We start from the raw sequence: 20,134 nt of genomic DNA, 5'->3' as shown, positions 1-20,134 counted from the left end.
CGCGAGCGCCGCGCGTCCACGGCCCGTCATGCCTCGCAGCGGCCATCGCGGCCGCCGCTTTCCCCGCTTACTGCGTCGAGATGTCGATATTGCCGAAGTACTTCCGGCCCAGCGACTTCACCGTGCCGTCCGCCTTCAGCTTGTCGATCGCCGCATCGAGTTTCGTCTTCAGCGCGTCGTCGCCCTTGCGCAGTCCGAACGCGATCCCGCTGCCGAGAATCCTGTCGTCGCGCACCGGCTGACCGACGAACGAGAAACCCTTGCCGTCCGGACGCGACAGGAAGCCGCGCTGGCCGGCCGGCGCGAGCACCAGCGTCGCGTCGAGGCGGCCCGACACGAGATCCGCGTACGCCTGGTTCTGATCCTGGTACGCGACGATCGACACGCCAGCCTGCTCCCAGTGCGCCTTCGCATAGGTTTCCTGGATCGACGCCTGCAGCACGCCGACGCGCTTGCCCTTCAGCGATTCGGGCGTCGGCAGCAGGCCGCTGCCGGTGCGCGCGATCAGCTGCGTCGGCACGCGGTAGATGATCGTCGTGAAGTCGATTGCCTGGCGCCGCTGCTCGGTCGCGTTCATCGCCGAATTGATCGCGTCGAACTTGCGGCCCTTCAGTGCGGGAATCAGCCCGTCGAACGACGTCTCGACCCACTTGCACGACAGCTTCGCCGTCTGGCAGACGGCATTGCCGACGTCGATGTCGAAACCCTGCAGGTCGCCGTTCGGCGCTTTCGACTCGAACGGCGGGTATTGCGCCTCGAGGCCGAAGCGCAGCGTCTGCCCGTCGGCGAGCGCCGCGCCGGAGCCGAGCGCACACGCGAATGCGAACGCGAGTTTCAGGGTGTGTCCATGTTTCATCGTGATCTCCTGACTGGTCGACCGCAGCCGTGCTTCGGCACGTGCTGCGGCCCATCCGTGGCTTTCCGTGCGACGTAGACGTCGCCTGCGTGGGTGCGGGCCGTGCCCGCGATTACAGCGAGCGCAACCGCCGCGCGCCCTCGATCAGCGTCGCGTCGTCCTTCGAGAAACTGAGCCGGATCACGCCCGCGTCGGTGCCGTCGGTGTAGAACGCCGACAGCGGAATCGTCGCGACGCGCGCATCGCGGATCAGGCGCAGCACGAAATCGCTGTCGCTTTCGTCCGAGAAGTGCCTGAAGCGCGCGAGCATGAAGAACGAGCCTTCGCTCGGCAGCAGCTCGAAACGCGAATCGGCCAGTTCACGCGCGAGCAGGTCGCGTTTGGCCTGGTAGAACGCCGACAGTCCGAGATAGCTTTCCGGCCGCGCGAGGATTTCCGCGAACGCGACCTGCATCGGCGTATCGGCCGAGAACACCATGAACTGGTGCACCTTGCGGATCTCGTCCATCAGCGCGGCCGGCGCGATGCAGTGGCCGACGCGCCAGCCCGTCACGTGAAACGACTTGCCGAACGACGACACGATCACGCTGCGCTCGGCCAGCTCGCGGTGACGTGCGACGCTCTGATGCTGCGCGCCGTCGAACACGACGTGCTCGTAGACCTCGTCGGACAGCACGACGATATCGGTATTGCGCGTGAGCTGCGCGAGCCGTTCGAGATCGTCGGCGGAAAACACCGTCGCGGTCGGGTTGTGCGGCGTGTTCACGATAATCATTCGCGTGCGCGGCGTGATCGCTGCGGCGACTTCGTCCCAGTTCACGCGGAAATGCTCGGGCGACAGCTTGATCGCGACCGGCGTTGCGCCCTGCATCCGCACGATCGGCGCGTAGCTGTCGAACGACGGCTCGAAATAGATCACTTCGTCGCCCGGATGTACGAGCGCGCTGATCGCGGCATAGAGCCCTTCGCTCGCGCTCGCGATCACCGTGATCTCGGTGCCCGGATCGTAGCGCGTGCCGTACAGCGCCTCGGTCTTCTCCGCGAGCAGCTCGCGCAGCGACACGATGCCGGCCATCGGCGCGTACTGGTTGTGGCCGTCGCGCATCGCGCGTGCGACGCCCTCGACGAGCGCGGGATCGGGCGCGAAATTCGGCGCGCCCTGCGACAGGTTCAGCGCATCGTGCTGCGCGGCAAGCTGGCCGATCACCGTGAAGATCGTCGTCCCGACGTCGGGCAGTTTCGAACGGGGCGTGGTGGCGCTTCGCATGACTCCTCCTTCTGATGTCCTTCGAGCAGGCCTGCACGAGACGCGCGGCCCTGCACATGCCGCATGATTTAGCCCCAGCCAATATCGGCGGACAATCGAAAGTTCGTCATGGCGGCCATGCATTTTCCTCATGGCTCGCGACACCAAAGGCTCAGCGCCACGATGGCGTCGCCCGCGCCGCATGCGAATCGGGCATTACCCTAGGGCTTGTCCGCTAGGGCCTGTCCGCACTAATAACGGGCTTGCGTTGGCCAGCCCCACGCATGAATTTTCCAAAACAGGGGAACGTGCCCTGAAAGCCCGTTCACATGGATGACGGGCTGGCGCCGGCCGCCAGATACGCGCGCAGCAGCGTGTGCAACTCGCTGCGCAGCGCGCCGAAGTCGAGCGCCGGCCCGAGCGTCAGCAGCGCCTGCGACACGCCGCCGTAACAGACCGCATGCGCCATCCGCGCGAGCCCATCGAGCCGCTCGGCCGGCGGCGGATCGGCGGCCTGAGCGAGCGCGTCGCGCCACAGCGCGACGTAGGCGTCGTAGTGCCGGCGGTAGGCAGCGAGCGGCGACACCTGCCGCTCCAGCGCGAACAGCGCGCTCCACAGTGCGGCGTCCGCGCCGATCGCATCGATCTGCAAGTCGACGAGCGCGGCCGCGAGTTCGGCGCGCGGCGCGCCGCGCAACCCGTGCGCCGCGTCGCGCAGCCGGTCGGCCAGCGCGAGCACGCGCCGGTGAATGCACAGCGCGGCGAGGCTCTGCTTGTCGCCGAAGTATTCGTAGAAGGTGCCGACGCTCACGCCTGCGACGGCTGCGATCTCGCGGATCGTCGCCTTCGCATAGCCGCGTTCGAGCAAAAGCTGAACGAACGCCTGCTGAAGCGCATCGGACGTGGCCTGCGCGCGCGACTGGCGCGGCCGGCGGCGCAATGCGGGCGCGGGTTGCGCCGCCGGCTGGCCGGGCGGCGCCGGAACCTGAACATGTCGCGGCGGCATATTTGCTACTCTGAAATTCAGCGGAAACACGTTTGACCGGAAGCCGGCACCGGCATGCACGCGCCGGCAGCGCGGCACCCGGCCGACCGGGCGCGAAGCCGCGAAGCATGAGACCGGAGACAACCCGATGACCGAATCGACCCATGCCGTCACGAACCAGTTCGACGAACTGGTCGACTATAACCTCTTCGCGACGGACGCCGCGCTGCGCGAGGCGCTCGTCCGCGCCGGCGCCGACTGGGCCGTGCCGCGGCTCGACGCTTATGGCGCCCGGCTCGGCAGCGCCGACACCGCGCGGCTCGCCGACGAAGCGAATCGCCACACGCCGGAGCTGAGCGCGTTCGACCGGCGCGGCCGGCGCATCGACCGCGTCGATTTTCATCCGGCCTGGCACACGCTGCTCGGGATGTACCGCAACGAAGGCTTCGTGTCGCTCGCGTTCCGCGATTCGCGCCCCGGCCGCTGGGCCGCGACCGCGGCCGGCTTCTACCTGCACGGCCAGATCGAGGCCGGCACGCTGTGCCCGGCCACGATGACGCAGGCCGCGATGCCGGTGCTGCAGAAGGAGCCCGCGCTGTGGGCGCTGCTGCGCGACAAGCTCTACAGCGACGACTACGACCCGCGCGACGTGCCCGTCGCCGACAAGCGTTCGATCTGGTTCGGCATGGGAATGACCGAGAAACAGGGCGGCTCCGACGTGCGCGCGAACACGACGCTCGCAACCGCCGTCGGCGCGGGCGGGCGCGGCGGCGAGTACCGGCTGCGCGGCCACAAGTGGTTCTTCTCCGCGCCGATGTGCGACGCGCACCTCGTCGTCGCCCGCACCGAAGCGGGCAGCCCGTCGTGCTTCTACGTGCCGCGCTGGCGACCGGACGGCACGAAGAACGCGGTCGAGATCCAGCGGCTGAAGAACAAGGTCGGCAACCGCAGCAATTCGAGCAGCGAGATCGAGCTGAACGACGCGTGGGGCATCATGCTCGGCGACGAAGGCCGCGGGATTCCGACCATCATCGAAATGGCCACCTACACGCGGCTGAACTGCGTGCTCGGCAGCGCGGCGATGCTGCGCCAGGGCGTCGTGCAGGCGATCGCGTATACGCGTCAGCGCCACGCGTTCGGCCGCGCGCTCGCCGAGCAGCCGCTGATGCGCACCGTGCTCGCCGATCTCGCGCTCGAAAGCGAAGCCGCGCTTGCCCTGGCGATGCGCTTGGCCGATGCGTTCGAGCGCGACGACTCGCCGCGCGAACGCGCGTGGAAGCGGATCGTCACGCCTGCCGCGAAATTCTGGGTCTGCAAGCGCGCGGTCGAACTGAGCGGCGAAATAATGGAAGTGTTCGGCGGCAACGGCTACGTCGACGACGGGCCGATCGCGCGGCTGTTTCGCGAAGCGCCCGTCAACTCGATCTGGGAAGGCTCCGGCAACGTGATGTGCCTCGACGTGCTGCGCGCGGTGTCGCGCGAGCCCGATGCCGCTGCCGCGCTGCTCGCCGAGCTGACCGATCTCGGCGCGGGCGAACCGCGCATCCGCACGGCGCTCGACGCGCTGCGCGCGATGCTCGCGGCGCCGGCCGACACGCTCGAGGCATCGGCGCGCGTGTTCGCGCAGCGGCTCGCGCTCGTCGCGCAGGCGTGCCTGCTGCGTCGCGATGCGCCCGCGGCCGTCGCCGACGCGTTCGTCGCGACGCGGCTCGCCGCACCCGACTGGGGCCGCATCGCGGGCGGCTTCGATCCGCATGCGATCGACGTCGCCGCGCTGCTGCAGCGCGCGTATCCGGCCTGACGCCCGGCCGCCCGCTCATCCGTCACGCCCGCCCGGAGCCCCGATGAATCTCGTCGCCGCCCTCGATCGCGCCGCCCGCGCGACGCCCGACAAGCCGTTCCTGATCCACGACGACACGACGATCACGTACGCCGCCGCGCGCGAGCGCTCGCATCGCGCGGCGGCCGTGTTGAGCGCGCTCGGCGTCGCGGCCGGCGACCGTGTCGCCGCGATGTGCGTGAACACGCCCGCGTTCGTCGACCTGATGTTCGGCGCGTGGCGACTCGGCGCCGCGTTCGTGCCGGTCAACCACAAGCTGCAGGCGCCGGAAGTCGACTACGTGCTCGAACACAGCCGCAGCAAGGTGATCCTGTTCGATGCGGCGCTCGCGCCGGTGCTGTCGCGCGTGATCCATCCGGCGCAACGGCTCGTCACCGAAGGCCGTGCCGACGGCGTGCCGGACTTCGACGCGATGTGCGCGAAGACGGACGGCATCGCGGGCATCGAGCCGGCCGACAACGACGTCGCGCAGATCCTCTACACGTCCGGTACGACCGGCCGCCCCAAAGGCTGCGTGCACAGCCACCGCACGGTGACGTTCGCGGCGATGGCGGCCGCGCTCGCGACCGGGATCGGCCGCAACGAACGCACGCTGATGGCGATGCCGATCTGGCATTCGTCGCCGCTGAACAACTGGTTCGGCGGCACGCTGTATGCGGGCGGCACCGTCGTGCTGCTGCGCGAATACCATCCGCTGCGCTTCCTGCAGACGATCGAGCGCGAACGCGTGACGCTGTATTTCGGTGCGCCGGTGTCGTACACGCTGCCGCTCGACACGATCGAGCACTTCGCGACGTTCGACCTGTCGAGCGTGCGCGCGTGGCTCTATGGCGGCGGCCCGATCGGCGCCGCGCAGGCCGAACGGCTCGCACGCGCGTACCGCAGCCACGCGTTCTTCCAGGTGTACGGAATGACGGAGACGGGCCCGGCCGGCACCACGCTGTATCCGGACGAGCAGATCGCGAAGGCCGGCTCGATCGGCCGCCAGGGCGGCCCCGGCGTCGACCTGCGCGTCGTGTCCATGAACGGTGACGAAGCGCGCGATGCGCAGCCCGGCGAAACCGGCGAGATCTGGCTGAAGGCCGACAGCATGATGCTCGGCTATCTCGACGACGCGGCCGCGACGCGCGCCGCGTTCGCGCCGGACGGCTGGTATCGCACCGGCGACATTGCACGGATCGATCAGGATGGCTATCTATTCATCGTCGACCGGCTGAAGGACATGATCGTGACGGGCGGCGAGAACGTCTATTCGAAGGAAGTGGAGGACGTGCTCGGCGCGCATCCGGCGATCGTGGAAGCGGCCGTCGTCGGTGTCGCGCATCCGGACTGGGGCGAGACGGTCGTCGCGCACGTCGTGATGCGCGCCGGGGCCGCGCCCGATGCGGACGCGCTGCGCGCGTTCTGCGGCGAACGGCTCGCCGCCTACAAGATCCCGCGCGAATTCGTGTTCGTGGAAACGCTGCCGCGCACGCCGACGGGCAAGCTGCAGAAATTCCTGCTGCGCGTGCGGCGCGAGTAGCGTCGAAACGCGGGCCGCATCCGCATCCAAAAAAGAAAAAACCACCGGACCCGACGGCCCGGTGGGCTTCTTCACATGCTGCGCACGACGGCGCCTCTCGACGCCGCCCGTGACTCCCATGCTGCTTACTTGCCGCCGATGCTCTTCAGCGGCTTCCACTCGCCCTTCTCGACCTTGTACATCGTGATGCCGCCGTTCTTCAGGTCGCCCTTCGCGTCATACGCGACGTGCGTCGACGTGACGCCGGCCATGTCGGTCTTCGCGAGCACCGGCAGGTACTTCGCCGGATCGGTCGAATCGGCCTTCTTCATCGCGTTGAGCATCGCCATCGCGCCGTCGTATGCGTACGGCGAGTAGGTCTGCACGTCTTCGCCGAAGCGCTTCTTGTACTTCTCGGCGTACGACTTGCCGCCCGGCATTTCGTCGAGCGGGAGGCCTGCCAGCGATGCGATCGTGCCTTCGGCCGCGGGGCCTGCGATCTTCAGGAACGTCGGCGTCTTCACCATTTCGCCGCTCATCAGCGGTGCGGTGATGCCGAGCGTCTTCATCTGCTTGACCATCGGCGCTGCCTGCGAATCCGCGCCGCCGTAGTAGACGAGGTCCGGTTTCGTCGCCTTGATCTTGGTCAGGATCGCCTTGAAGTCGACTGCCTTGTCGTTCGTGAATTCACGGTCGACGATCGTCGCGCCGCCGGCCTTCGCGGCCTTCTCGAACTGGTCGGCAAGACCCTGGCCGTAGGCCGTGCGGTCGTCGACGATCGCGATCTTCTTCAGGCCGAGATCCTTCGACGCGAACGTGCCCGCCACCGAGCCCTGCTGCGTGTCGGACGTCATCATGCGGAAGGTCGTCTTGTAACCTTGCTGCGTGTATTCCGGTGCCGTCGCCATCGCGATTTCCGGAATGCCGGCGTTCGCGTAGATGCGCGAAGCCGGGATCGTCGTGCCCGAGTTGAAGTGGCCGAGCATGCCCTTGATACCGTCGTCGACCAGCTTCTGCGCAACCGTCGTGCCGGTGCGCGGGTCAGCCTGGTCGTCCTGCGTCTCGACCACGAACTTCACCGGCTTGCCGCCGATCTTCGGGTTCGTCGCGTTGAAGTCTTCCACCGCGAGCACGATCCCATTCTGCATATCCTTGCCGTAGTGTGCCTGGGCACCCGTCATCGGCCCTGCGTAACCGATCTTCACATCATCCGCATGGGCCGTCCCCGCAAGCGACATGACTGCGACAAACGTCGCGCCTGCCAGCTTTTTCATCGTGTGTTGCATAGCATCTCCTTGGTACCAGGGTAAATGGAGCGGCTTCGGGATCGCCTTGCCGCTTCCTTTGATTGATCCGAACGGCAAGGATGATCAGCCGATCGTCATCAAATTCGCATTGCCGCCCGCCGCGGCCGTGTTCACGCTGACCGAGCGCTCGGTCAGCAGCCGCTCGAGCGCGTAGTCTTCCGCATCGCCGTTCTCGAACGCCCCCACCGACACGCCCTGCACCGACACGATCGGGCCCGGCCGCTGCGCGACGTCCTTCACGAGCTTCTGCAGTTCGTCGCTGTCGCCTTCGAACAGCACCGCGTCGAACGGTGCGTCGGCCTGCTTGCGCACGGCCGCATGCGCCTTCAGCGCAGCCGGCAGCGCGGCCGCCAGCGCCTCGCCCGCCGCGCCGGCGAACAGCGCGCGGTTGCCCGTCGCCAGCACCGCCGCGAACTGCGCGCGGGCGCCGCCCGGCGTCGCCGCGACACACAGCACCGTGCCGCGCGGGCCGAGTGTATACGTGTTTCGCTCGCCCGTCGGCCCGCTCAGCACCGCGGTTGCGCCGGCCGGCACTTGCGCGAGATAACCGTCGCAGCGTGCGGCGAGCGCCGGCTCGCGCTGCTCGATCAGCCAGTCGCGCAGCGCGGTGAGCGCCGCCGCCGGATTGTCGCGCTGCTCGCCTGCGACCGCGCCGTCCGCGATCAGCATCTGCGCGAGCGAACGCGGCAGGCCCGACGGACGCGTCGCCAGCAGCCGCTGCAGATACAGCGCGCCGCCGGCCTTCGGGCCCGTGCCCGACAGCCCTTCGCCGCCGAACGGCTGCACGCCGACCACCGCGCCGATCACGTTGCGGTTCACGTAGATGTTGCCGACGTGCGCATTCGAGATCACGTGCGCGATCGTCTCGTCGATCCGCGTGTGGATACCGAGCGTGAGGCCGTAGCCGGTCGCGCGAATCGCGTCGAGCAGCTTGTCGAGCTGGCTGCGGCGGTAACGCACGACGTGCAGTACGGGGCCGAACACCTCACGCTTCAATTCGTCGACGCTGCCGATCTCGATCAGCGTCGGCGGCACGAACGTGCCGTGCGCGCACGCCTCCGGCGACGGCAGTTGCGTGACCGCATGCCCCTTGTCCTTCATCGACGCAACGTGCGTGTCGATCGTCTGCTTCGCTTCGGCGTCGATCACCGGGCCGACGTCCGTCGACAGCCGGTCCGGATTGCCGAGCGCCAGCTCGTGCATCGCGCCCTTGAGCATCGTCAACGTGCGGTCCGCGACATCGTCCTGCAGACACAGAACGCGCAGTGCCGAACACCGTTGACCGGCCGAGTCGAACGACGACTGCATCACGTCCGCGACGACCTGCTCCGCGAGCGCCGACGAGTCGACGATCATCGCGTTCTGGCCGCCCGTTTCGGCGATCAGCGGAATCGGCTTGCCGTCCGGGTCGAGGCGCGCGGACAGCGTCTTGTTGATCAGGCGCGCGACTTCGGTCGAACCCGTGAACATCACCGCACGCGTGCGCGGATCGGCGACCAGCGCAGCACCGACGGTTTCGCCCGTGCCCGGCAGCAGTTGCACCGCGCCGGCCGGCACGCCGGCTTCGCGCAGCAAACGCACGGCCTGCGCGGCGATCAGCGGCGTCTGTTCGGCCGGCTTCGCGAGCACCGTGTTGCCGGCCGCGAGCGCCGCGGCTACCTGGCCCATGAAGATCGCGAGCGGGAAGTTCCACGGGCTGATGCAGACCACGGGGCCGAGCGGACGGTGCGTGTCGTTCGAGAATTCGTCGCGGATCTGCGCCGCGTAGTAGCGCAGGAAGTCGACGGCTTCGCGGATTTCGGCGATCGCGTTCGGCAGCGACTTGCCGGCTTCGCGCACGATCAGGCCCATCAGCGTGTGCATCTGCGCTTCGAGCAGGTCGGCCGCGCGCACCAGGCAGTCGGCGCGCGCATCGACCGGCGTCGCCTGCCAGATCGGCGCGGCAGCCACCGCATGCGCGAGCGCCGCGCTCACGTGTTCGGCCGTCGCTTCGCTGACCGTGCCGACGATGTCGCGCTGGTCGGCCGGGTTGCGCACGTCGCGCGCCGGTGCGTCGGCGAGCGCATCGTCGGCCAGCATCGGTGCCGCGCGCCACGGATGGTGCGCGCTCGCGAGCAGCGCGGACGACAGCGACGCGAGACGGTGTTCGTTCGACAGGTCGAGGCCCATCGAGTTGGGGCGTTCGTCGCCGTACAGGTTGCGCGGCAGCGGGATCTTCGCGTGCGGCGCGCCGAGCGGCACAACCTTCGATGCCTCGTCGACCGGGTCGGCAACCAGTTCCTTCACCGACACGGCTTTATCCGCGATGCGGTTCACGAACGACGTGTTCGCGCCGTTCTCCAGCAGACGGCGCACCAGGTACGCAAGCAGCGTTTCGTGCGTGCCGACCGGTGCGTACACGCGGCACGGACGGTTCATCTTGTCGCGGCCGGTGACTTCCTCGTACAGCGGCTCGCCCATTCCGTGCAGGCACTGGAATTCGTACTGGCCCGGGTAGTAGTTCTGGCCCGCCAGGTGATAAATCGCGGCCAGCGTGTAGGCGTTGTGCGTCGCGAACTGCGGGTAGACGGCGTCGGGCGCCGCGAGCAGCTTCTTCGCGCACGCGAGGTACGACACGTCCGTGTAGATCTTGCGCGTATAGACCGGATAGCCTTCGAGGCCGTCGACCTGCGCTCGCTTGATTTCGGTGTCCCAGTACGCGCCCTTCACCAGACGGATCATCAGGCGGTGACGGCTGCGGCGCGCGAGATCGATCAGGTAGTCGATCACGAACGGGCAGCGCTTCTGGTAGCCCTGCACGACGAAGCCGATGCCGTTCCAGCCCGCGAGATCCGGATCGAAGCACAGCGCCTCGAGCAGGTCGAGCGACAGTTCGAGACGGTCCGCTTCTTCCGCGTCGATGTTCAGGCCGATGTCGTAGCGGCGCGCGAGCAGCGCCAGCGCGCGCACGCGCGGCAGCAGTTCGCTCATCGTGCGGTCCTGCTGCGAGCGCGAGTAGCGCGCGTGCAGCGCCGACAGCTTGATCGAGATGCCCGGGCCTTCGTAGATGCCGCGGCCGCCGGCCGCCTTGCCGATCGCGTGGATCGCCTGCTCGTACGAGGCGTAGTAGCGCTGCGCATCCTCTTCGGTCGTCGCCGCTTCGCCGAGCATGTCGTACGAGTAGCGGAAGCCGCGCGCTTCGTACTTGCGGCTGTTCGCGAGCGCTTCGGAAATCGTCTCGCCGGTGACGAACTGCTCGCCCATCAGGCGCATCGCCATGTCGACGCCCTTGCGGATCAGCGGCTCGCCGCCGCGGCCGATCAGGCGCGTGAGCGCCGACGACAGGCCCGCTTCGCTGTTGGTCGTCACGAGCTTGCCGGTGATCATCAGCCCCCAGGTCGCCGCGTTCACGAACAGCGACGGCGCGTGGCCGACGTGCGAGCGCCAGTCGCCCTTGCTGATCTTGTCGCGGATCAGCGCATCGCGCGTCGCGCGATCGGGAATGCGCAGCAGCGCTTCGGCCAGGCACATCAGCGCCACGCCTTCCTGGCTCGACAGCGAGAACTCGTGGATCAGCCCTTCGACGCCGCCGCCCGAGCTCTTCTCGCGCAGCGCCTCGACGAGCGTCGTCGCGAGCGCCTGCGCGTCGGCCTGCAGGTTCGCCGGCAGGCGCGCCTGGCCCAGCAGGAACGGCACGCACTCCGGCTCGGGGCGACGGTACGCGGCCGTGATCGCCGCGCGCAGCACCGATTGCGGCTGCACGTTCTGCGCGAACTCCAGGAACGGATGCGGCGAGTTGTCGTCGTCGCCGTCCGTCGACTGCGCGTCGGCCAGCTCCGTGACACCGCTGCTGCCCGACAGCTCGGGCGGCAACTGGCCGTGCTCGATCCGCTCGAGATACGCGAAGATCGCCTGCTTGATCAGCCAGTGGGGAGTGCGCTCGAGACGCGCTGCCGCGTCTTTCAGGCGCGAGCGGAGAAGGTCGTCGACTTTGACGCCGAGAGTCGTGCTTGCCATGGTGGGTTCGTGCGCCGGTGCGAGCCCGGCAATATGGTGTGAGAGGATGCGCGAAATCCTACGGCACGCAATAAAAAGGTGCAACCAAATTGCGAGACAGGTTGCACCCTAAAGTTAGTCAATATAATCAGCCACTTAGATGGTTGCAACCTAGGGGTTGCCCGTGGTCGGCGGATCGGTGTTTTCCCTGATCGGGGCCGATTCGGCCCATATGCGCAACCTTTGGTGCGTACGACGGCGAGAGGAAACAGGTTGCACTGGTGTGCGGGCGAGTCCGCGCAACGGGCGGAGCGGGAGCGAGAGACGGGAGATGGCGCGGCCCGGCGGTCGGCCCGGGCACCGGACGGCAAGACGGTGACGGGCAGCGCGACAGCCGCGCCGGCGCCGCCCGGATACTCAGATATCCAGCGGATCGACCTCGACGCTCCACCGCAGCACGCCCTTCAGCGCACGCAGCTCCGGCTGCCATGCGCGCAGCGCATGCTGCAGCGCGGCCCGCGACGCGCTTTCGAGCAACAGTTGCGCTCGATGGACGTTCGCAACCTTCACGATCGTCATCGGCACCGCGTCGTACACGGTCACGCGATCGGCGCCCGGCAGCCCCGGCAACGCGGCCGCGGCCTGCTGCAGGAACGCGAGCGCCGCATCCAGCGTGCGCCCTTCGGCGCGCAGCAGCGCCTGGTAGACGAACGGCGGCAGATGCGCATCGCGACGCTCGCCGAGCGTCGAATTCGCGAAGCCGACATAATCCTGCCGCCCGAGCGCGTGATACAGCGCGTGACGCGGATAGCGCGTCTGCACGAGCACCTCGCCCGGCAGGCCCGCGCGCCCCGCGCGGCCGCTCACCTGCATCAGTTGCGCGAACAGCCGCTCGCTCGCGCGGAAGTCGTGCGAGAACAGCGCCGTATCGGCATTGAGCACGCCGACGAGCGACACGCGCTGGAAGTCGTGCCCCTTCGCGATCATCTGCGTGCCGACGAGAATGTCGACTTCCCCCGCATGCACGTCCGAGAAAAGCGCCTGCGCACTGCCCTTGCGGCGGGTGCTGTCCGCGTCGATCCGCAACACGCGCGCGCCCGGCACGGCCTCGGCGAGCGCCTCCTCGATGCGCTGCGTGCCGCGCCCGAGCGGCGCGATGTCGACGTTCCCGCACTCCGGACACGAGCGCGGAATGCGCGCTTCCCAGCCGCAGTGGTGGCAGCGCAGCGCGTGCTCGGGCTTGTGCAGCACGACGTACGCGCTGCAGCGCGGGCAGCCGGCGACCCAGCCGCATGCGTCGCATGCAAGCTGCGGCGCGTAGCCGCGCCGGTTCAGGAATACGAGGCTCTGTTCGCCGCGCTCGAGCCGCGCCTTCAGCGCCGCGACGAGCGGCCCGGACAGCCCGCCCATCGACGCGCGTCCGCGCCGCCGCTCCTCTTCGAGATCGATCAGCCGCACGGTGGGCAGCGTCGCGTCGGCCACCGCGCGGCGCGACAGCGTGAGCCGCGTGTAGCGGCCTTGCTCGGCCTGCCACCAGCTTTCGAGCGACGGCGTCGCCGAGCCGAGCACGACCGGAATGCCGAGGTGTTTCGCGCGCCAGACGGCGAGATCGCGCGCCGAATAGCGCAACCCTTCCTGCTGCTTGTACGCGGGCTCGTGTTCCTCGTCGACGACGATCAGCGCAAGCGTCGGCAGCGACGCGAGCACCGCGAGGCGCGTGCCGAGCACGATCCGCGCGCGGCCCGTATGCGCGGCGAGCCAGTTGCGCGCACGCTCGCCTTCGGCGAGTCCGCTGTGCAGCGTGACGATCGCGTCGTCGGCCAGCGTGCCCGCGAAGCGCGCGCGAAACGCGGCCTCGAACTGCGGCGTCAGGTTGATTTCGGGAACGAGCACGAGCGCCTGCGCGTCCGGCCGCGCGTCGAGCAGCGCCGCCAGCGCGTGCAGATAGACCTCGGTCTTGCCGCTGCCCGTCACGCCGTGCAGCAGGAACGGCGCGAAGCCCTGGCCCGCGCGAATCGCGTCCAGCGCCTCGGCCTGCTGGTCGGTGAGCGCCGGCGGCACAGTTCGTCCACTGGTTGTCGACAGGTTATCCACAGCTTTGGGCACAGGTGCATCGGCCCAGCCGATTTCCTCGGCGGCGACCCAGCCGCGCGCCGCCCAGTCGTCGAGCGTCGCGACCGCCTTCGGATGCAGCACGCGCGCATCGGGCAGCGTCAGCGAATCGGTGTCGGCAAGCGCCTGCGCGAGCCGGCGCAGGGCAGCCCCGCGCGCGGGCAGCGCGTCGGGAAGCGCAGCACGGCCGGCGTCGGTCAGCCGGTAGCGAACCTCGGGAGCAAGCAGCCGCCCCCAGCGCTGCGCGTCGCGCAGCGCCTGCGGCAGCGCCGGCAGCGCGACTTCGCCGCGCCCGCGCTGGTAGTAGTCGGCCGCGAACGAGACGAGCGCGAGCCAGTCCGGCGACAGCGGCGGCAGTTCGGTGCAGATGGCGTCGATCGCGCGCAGCCGGGACGGCGGCACATCGGTGTGAGTCGTTACTTCGCAGACGAGCCCGACGGCCTGCCGCTTGCCGAACGGCACCTGCACGAGCGTGCCGGGCTCAGGCGCCGGCTGCACGTCGCAGCGGTAGTCGAACAGGGTGGCGAGCGGATGGTCGAGCGCGACCCGCAGGTACGTGCCGTCCATCACTGCACTCCGGCAGCGACTCGGGCGGTGCGGACGACTTGCACCCGTGTCCGCGTCAAGGTGGCGAACTTAAAGTAAAACTTCAGATTCGGCGCTAAGTTTTGGATTCGCATTAGGAATCGCCGTATACCCTGGCCAGCCTGTGGATAACTTTGTTGAGAACTCGCCGTTCAACAGCCGCGAAGCACGCGGGGCCGTGCTTTCCGCCGTTTTCGGCCGCCCATTGCCGCGCCCCGCGGAGCCTTATTCCATAAGGCTGCTATTCAAATTACCCAACCATAGCGAGACAATTCGACCGATACAGGGCTCTACCGCGCTGCAACGTGGAAAATGTGCATAAGTCAAGTCTTGACAAGCAAGGAATCGGCAACTGGGGCGGGGTTGCGCCCTGTTTAGCGCAGACAGCGAAACGCCGCTACCCCGCAGTGCAACATAACTGCCCTTGCATTCAGCCTGCCGCTCCGCTACGGATTGCGCGGCTGTGGCGATGCACTTCGTCGACGAGTTCGGCGACGTGATCCGGCGACGTGAACTGCGAAATCCCGTGGCCGAGGTTGAATACGTGGCCCGGATGGTTGCCGTAGCTGTCGAGCACCGCGCGCGCCTGTTCGCGCACCGCAGCCGGCGGCGCGAACAGGATCGTCGGATCCAGGTTGCCCTGCAGCGCGACGCGGCCGCCCACGCGCTCGCGTGCGGCGCCGAGGTTGACCGTCCAGTCGAGCCCGACCGCGTCGACGCCGGTCGCCGCGATTTCCTCGAGCCACAGGCCGCCGCCCTTCGTGAACGTGATCACCGGCACGCGCTCGCCGTCGTGCTCGCGCTTGAGCTGCGCGACCACCCGGCGGATGTAGTCCAGCGAGAAGCGCTGGTACGCGCCGTCCGCCAGCGCGCCGCCCCACGTATCGAAGATCATCACGGCCTGCGCGCCGGCTTCGATCTGCGCGTTCAGGTACGCGGCCACGGCCTGCGCATTCACGTCGAGGATCCGGTGCATCAGGTCGGGGCGCGAATACGCCATCGACTTCACCGTGCGGAAGTCGTCCGACCCGCCGCCTTCGACCATGTAGCACGCGAGCGTCCACGGGCTGCCCGAGAAGCCGATCAGCGGCACGCGCTGGCGGCCCTGGGCGTCGGTCAGCGCGCGGCGGATCTCGCGCACCGCGCCGGTCACGTAGCCGAGCGTCTCCTCGATGTCCGGCACCGCGAGCTTCGCGACGTCGGCCTCGGTGCGCACCGGATGCGCGAACTTCGGCCCTTCGCCGACCTGGAAGTCGAGGCCGAGGCCCATCGCGTCGGGAATCGTCAGAATGTCCGAGAACAGGATCGCGGCGTCGAGCGGAAAGCGATCGAGCGGCTGCAGCGTCACTTCGGTCGCGTAGTCGGGATTTTTCGCCAGGCCGAGGAAGCTGCCCGCGCGCGCGCGGGTCGCGTTGTATTCGGGCAGATAGCGGCCCGCCTGGCGCATCAGCCAGATCGGCGTGTAGTCGGTCGGCTCGCGCAGAAGCGCACGCAGGAAGGTGTCGTTGAGCAGGTTATGGGCCACGGTAGGAGCGACGATGCGAAGGCAAAGCAGCATTTTACCGGAGCGGGGCCGCACGGCTGCGTATGCCGATGCGATGGCGGCCATATGACGCGCGCGATGGCTCCGTTATGATCGGACGCTGATATCAAACCGAATGAAGGAGGAGACCGATGAAGACGTTCGCCACGCTGGCGCTCACGACGGCTGCCATGCTCTGCTGCGCCACCGCGCATGCGCAGGCCGGCTCGGCCGCCGCTGCCGCGCCCGCCGCCGGCTCGCGACTCGACGACGTGATCGCGCGCGGCACGCTGCGCGTGTGCACGACCGGCGACTACAAGCCGTATTCGTACTACCGAACCGACGGCCGCTTCGAGGGCATCGACATCGACATGGCCGAATCGCTCGCGAAATCGCTCGGCGTAAAGGCCGACTTCGTGAAGACGAGCTGGTCGAACCTCACCAACGATTTCATCGCGAAGTGCGATATCGCCGTGGGCGGCGTCTCGACGACGCTCGAGCGCCAGAAGCGCGCGTTCTTCACGCAGCCGTACGTGGTCGACGGCAAGACGCCGATCGCGCGCTGCGCCGACGCCGGCAAGTACCAGACGGTCGCGCAGATCGACCGGCCCGAGACACGCGTGATCGTGAATCCCGGCGGCACCAACGAGCGCTTTGCGAAGCAGTTTTTCCCGCATGCGAACCTGACCGTCTATCCGGACAACGTGACGATCTTCAAGCAGATCCTCGCGGGCAAGGCGGACGTGATGGTGACCGATGCATCCGAAACGCTGCTGCAGCAAAAGCTGAATCCGGGCCTGTGCTCGGTGCACCCGGACAAGCCGTTCCAGTTCGGCGAGAAGGCGTACATGGTGCCGCGCGGCGACGTCGTGTTCCAGCAGTACGTCGACCAGTGGCTGCACCTCGCGCTGTCGACCGGCGAATACCAGGCGATCTCCGACAAGTGGCTGAAGTAAGCCGATCCGGCCTAGGCGGGCGCGCTCGATAACGGGCGCGACCCCGCGGTCGCGCCCCGCAAACCCGCCGCGAACGGCGGTGTGCGGCGGCACCACGCGCACCGCCGTTACACATCGACCGGCCGCACGCATCGCATAAAACCGCAAAATTAGCCAAATGGCCGACTATTGCGCGCGCCGATCACGTTTCAAAATCTTTCTGACGATTCAATCGTCATGCGTGGTATCTGTCGTGCGATGCCATTTTCGCCGTGCAAATCGGCAATTCACCGACGCGAAAACGCACGAAAAACGCGTCGCGCGCATGCGATGAAAACTCCGCCGAAAAGACGGGTAAATATTGCCTTTTTCAGCACCCCGAAAACAGCAAAAAATCCCGCAAAGCCTTATCTGGCGGGCGTTACAACCTGAAACACTTTGTTACCGCGAGGGGTCATTAATTCGCCCACAATGGCTTCAACGGTTTCAACACGGATGCGGTCTCGTGTGCCAAGTGTGAGCGGACGCGAAGCGCTGCGAGCCAGTCGGTCACGTACCGAAGCCCTTCCGAGGGGCATCCCTGTTGGAGTCGTTTCCGGCCCCCCGCCGGACACGGTTTCATCTTTGGTCTCCTCGCGCTAACCCCGTAGCGTGTGGTTTTTAGCGGGCTAATAAGCCCGCTTTTTTTCGTCCATAGAAAACGCAACGGCCCGCAGGCCGCCGCGTTTTTCCCGCCGCCAGACCGCCTTACGCGGTCTTCTGCACGCCGAGTTTCAGCTCGTCGATCATCCGCTCGCGCATCACGAACTTCTGCACCTTGCCCGTCACCGTCATCGGCAATTCGTCGACGAAACGGATATAACGCGGAATCTTGTAGTGCGCGATCTGGCCGCTGCAGAACGCGCGCACGTCGTCCTCGGTCATGTGCTCGTCCGCGCGCAGCACGATCCACGCGCACAGCTCCTCGCCGTACTTCGCGTCCGGCACACCGAACACCTGCGCGCTCTGAATCTTCGGATGCCTGAACAGGAATTCCTCGATCTCGCGCGGATACACGTTCTCGCCGCCGCGAATCACCATGTCCTTCAGCCGGCCGACGATGTTGCAGTAGCCGTCCGCATCGAGCGTCGCGAGATCGCCCGTATGCATCCAGCCGTCGACCAGCACTTCGCGCGTCTTCGCGTCGTCGTCCCAGTAGCCGAGCATCACCGAATAGCCCTTCGTGCACAGCTCGCCCGTCGCACCGACCGGCACGATATCGCCGTTCGGATCGACGATCTTCACTTCCAGGTGCGGCTGGATGCGCCCGACCGTCGTCGTGCGCTTCTCCAGCGGATCGTCGGTCGAGCTCTGGAACGACACCGGGCTCGTCTCCGTCATCCCGTACGCGATCGTGATTTCCGACAGGTGCATCTGCGACACCACGCGCTTCATCGTCTCGATCGGGCACGGCGAGCCGGCCATGATGCCGGTGCGCAGCGTCGACAGGTCGAATTTCGGGAACGCCGGATGATCGAGCTCCGCGATGAACATCGTCGGCACGCCGTGCAGCGCGGTGCAGCGTTCGTCGGCCACGGCCGCGAGCGTGGCGACCGGGTCGAACGCTTCACCGGGGAACACCATCGCCGCGCCCTTCGACACGCACGCGAGCACCGCCAGCACCATCCCGAAACAGTGATACAGCGGCACCGGAATGCACAGCGAGTCCTGCTCGGTGAAGCGCATCGCCATCGCGATCGACCGTGCGTTGTTGACGACGTTGCGGTGCGTGAGCGTCGCGCCCTTCGGGCTGCCGGTCGTGCCGCTCGTGAACTGGATGTTGATCGGGTCGGTCGCCGAGAGCGTCGCGCCGATCGCATCGAGCGCCGCGACGTCGAGCGTGTCGCGGCCGCGCGCCATCAGGTCCGCGAAGCAGAACATCCCGGCCGGCGCCACCTCGCCCATCGACACAACCGTGCGCAGGCTCGGCACGCGCGCCGCATGCAGGTCGCCAGGCGTCGCGCTCGCGAGTTCGGGCGCGATGGTCTGCAGCATTTCGACGTACGCCGAGCTCTTGAAGCGCTCGGCCGCGATCACGGCCTTGCAGCCGACCTTGTTCAGCGCGTATTCGAGCTCCGCGAGCCGGTAGGCCGGATTGATGTTGACGAGGATCGCACCGATGCGCGCGGTCGCGAACTGCGTGAGCAGCCATTCGCTGCGGTTCGGCGACCAGATGCCGACGCAATCGCCCTTCGCGATGCCGAGCGCGGCGAGGCCCGCCGCGAGCACGTCGATCTCGTGCGCGAACTCGCGCCACGTCCAGCGCACCTGCTGTTCGCGGAACACGACGGCCGGACGATCGGGAAAGCGGCCGGCCGTGTCGAGCAGGAACCGGCCGATCGTCGCTTCGGAGAGTGGTACACCGGCCTCGCCGCGCACGTACGACAGTCCGTTTTCGGGCGCGATCAGCGCCGCCTTGCCAAGGTCTGCTGCCATCAATGTCTCCATCCGTTTTTGTCTGATCGGCCCGGGCGCGCGACTGACGCATGCGCCCGCTCCGCCGCCATTGGGGCGGACAGCCTCACCGCGCATGATGCCGCGCTCCGCTGACGACACTCTGACATCAAATCGCGGCGGATGGATGAAATAGCACGACCGGACGAAACGACGCGGCACACCGGCCGCGGGCGAAAAAAAAGCAGCCCGAAGGCTGCTTTCTTTCGCGAGGTACGCGCGCGCGGCTTAGTGCCGGCTGCGAACTTTCGCCAGACGCTGGATCGCTTCGAGCTGCGCCATCGCGGTCGCGAGCTCCGATTGCGCCTTTGCGAGGTCGAGGTCCGACTTCGCGTTCTGCAGCGTTTCCTCGGCACGCTTGCGCGCTTCCTCGGCTTTCGCCGCGTCGAGGTCCTTGCCGCGGATCGCGGTATCGGCGAGCACCGTCACGGCGCCCGGCTGCACTTCGAGAATGCCGCCTGCGACGAACACGAATTCGTCGTTGCCGCCCTCGACTTCGATGCGCACCGCACCCGGACGAATCCGCGTGATCAGCGGCGTGTGACCCGGCAGAATACCCAGCTCACCCGTTTCGCCCGGCAGCGCGACGAATTTCGCCTGGCCCGAGAAGATCTGCTCTTCCGCGCTGACGACGTCTACTTTGATGGTTGCCATATCGACTCCTGTCGACGAGTGCCCGCGCCTGCGGCGCGTACCCTCGTCCCATGCACGGCGGGTTGAGCGTATTACGTGGGCGCCGTGACTCCTATCGCCAGTGCTATAGGAGAATCAACGGCC

12 protein-coding genes are annotated in these 20,134 nt (G+C 67.7%); 3 read left to right on the top strand and 9 right to left on the bottom strand.

All coding sequences use genetic code 11. From position 1 onward, the window contains the following. Nucleotides 1-67: 67 nt before the first annotated feature. From DCN14_RS15030 to DCN14_RS15020, 3 genes are all read right to left on the bottom strand, one after another. Nucleotides 68-856 carry an ABC transporter substrate-binding protein gene (locus DCN14_RS15030; protein ID WP_096506696.1) on the bottom strand — a complete coding sequence of 263 codons (789 nt, stop codon included), beginning with the start codon at nt 854-856 and terminating at the stop codon, nt 68-70. 112 nt (nt 857-968) lie between these two features. Beyond that, complete coding sequence (locus tag DCN14_RS15025; protein WP_096506697.1) at nt 969-2,123, bottom strand: pyridoxal phosphate-dependent aminotransferase; 1,155 nt, start codon at nt 2,121-2,123, stop codon at nt 969-971. Between the two features lie 304 nt (nt 2,124-2,427). Continuing rightward, entirely contained in the window at nt 2,428-3,108 is a 681-nt protein-coding gene (locus tag DCN14_RS15020) for a TetR/AcrR family transcriptional regulator (RefSeq protein ID WP_096506698.1), read from the bottom strand. 127 nt (nt 3,109-3,235) lie between these two features. On the opposite strand from DCN14_RS15020, the gene DCN14_RS15015 reads away from it, so the two are divergent. Both DCN14_RS15015 and DCN14_RS15010 read left to right on the top strand, forming a co-directional pair. Further along, nucleotides 3,236-4,888, top strand: coding sequence for an acyl-CoA dehydrogenase family protein (locus tag DCN14_RS15015; RefSeq protein ID WP_096506699.1), 1,653 nt, complete (start codon nt 3,236-3,238; stop codon nt 4,886-4,888). A gap of 43 nt (nt 4,889-4,931) precedes the next feature. Beyond that, complete coding sequence (locus tag DCN14_RS15010) at nt 4,932-6,449, top strand: AMP-binding protein (RefSeq protein WP_096506700.1); 1,518 nt, start codon at nt 4,932-4,934, stop codon at nt 6,447-6,449. Nucleotides 6,450-6,574: 125 nt separating this feature from the next. Here the strand turns inward: DCN14_RS15010 and DCN14_RS15005 are convergent, their stop codons facing one another. From DCN14_RS15005 to hemE, 4 genes are all read right to left on the bottom strand, one after another. After that, nucleotides 6,575-7,714, bottom strand: a complete 1,140-nt coding sequence (locus DCN14_RS15005) for a branched-chain amino acid ABC transporter substrate-binding protein (protein ID WP_096506701.1) — start codon at nt 7,712-7,714, stop codon at nt 6,575-6,577. Between the two features lie 84 nt (nt 7,715-7,798). Continuing rightward, nucleotides 7,799-11,731 (bottom strand): trifunctional transcriptional regulator/proline dehydrogenase/L-glutamate gamma-semialdehyde dehydrogenase, encoded by a 3,933-nt coding sequence (putA, locus tag DCN14_RS15000; RefSeq protein WP_096506702.1) that lies wholly within the window; start codon nt 11,729-11,731, stop codon nt 7,799-7,801. Nucleotides 11,732-12,127: 396 nt separating this feature from the next. After that, on the bottom strand, nt 12,128-14,389 hold the full coding sequence (locus DCN14_RS14995) for a primosomal protein N' (protein WP_096506703.1): 2,262 nt from the start codon (nt 14,387-14,389) through the stop codon (nt 12,128-12,130). A 448-nt stretch (nt 14,390-14,837) separates the two neighbouring features. After that, nucleotides 14,838-15,932, bottom strand: coding sequence for a uroporphyrinogen decarboxylase (gene hemE, locus DCN14_RS14990; RefSeq protein ID WP_096506704.1), 1,095 nt, complete (start codon nt 15,930-15,932; stop codon nt 14,838-14,840). 149 nt (nt 15,933-16,081) lie between these two features. Between hemE and DCN14_RS14985 the strand changes: the two genes are divergently transcribed. Beyond that, nucleotides 16,082-16,885 (top strand): transporter substrate-binding domain-containing protein, encoded by an 804-nt coding sequence (locus tag DCN14_RS14985; RefSeq protein ID WP_096506705.1) that lies wholly within the window; start codon nt 16,082-16,084, stop codon nt 16,883-16,885. Nucleotides 16,886-17,611: 726 nt separating this feature from the next. Here the strand turns inward: DCN14_RS14985 and DCN14_RS14970 are convergent. Both DCN14_RS14970 and DCN14_RS14965 read right to left on the bottom strand, forming a co-directional pair. Then, nucleotides 17,612-19,339 (bottom strand): AMP-binding protein, encoded by a 1,728-nt coding sequence (locus tag DCN14_RS14970; protein ID WP_096506707.1) that lies wholly within the window; start codon nt 19,337-19,339, stop codon nt 17,612-17,614. A gap of 246 nt (nt 19,340-19,585) precedes the next feature. Continuing rightward, nucleotides 19,586-20,011, bottom strand: coding sequence for a F0F1 ATP synthase subunit epsilon (locus DCN14_RS14965; protein ID WP_096506708.1), 426 nt, complete (start codon nt 20,009-20,011; stop codon nt 19,586-19,588). Nucleotides 20,012-20,134 lie beyond the last annotated feature (123 nt).

It is taken from the genome of Burkholderia sp. IDO3 (genome assembly GCF_003366075.1).
Taxonomy (GTDB): domain Bacteria; phylum Pseudomonadota; class Gammaproteobacteria; order Burkholderiales; family Burkholderiaceae; genus Burkholderia; species Burkholderia anthina.
This window is presented reverse-complemented; position numbering and strand designations above follow the sequence as displayed.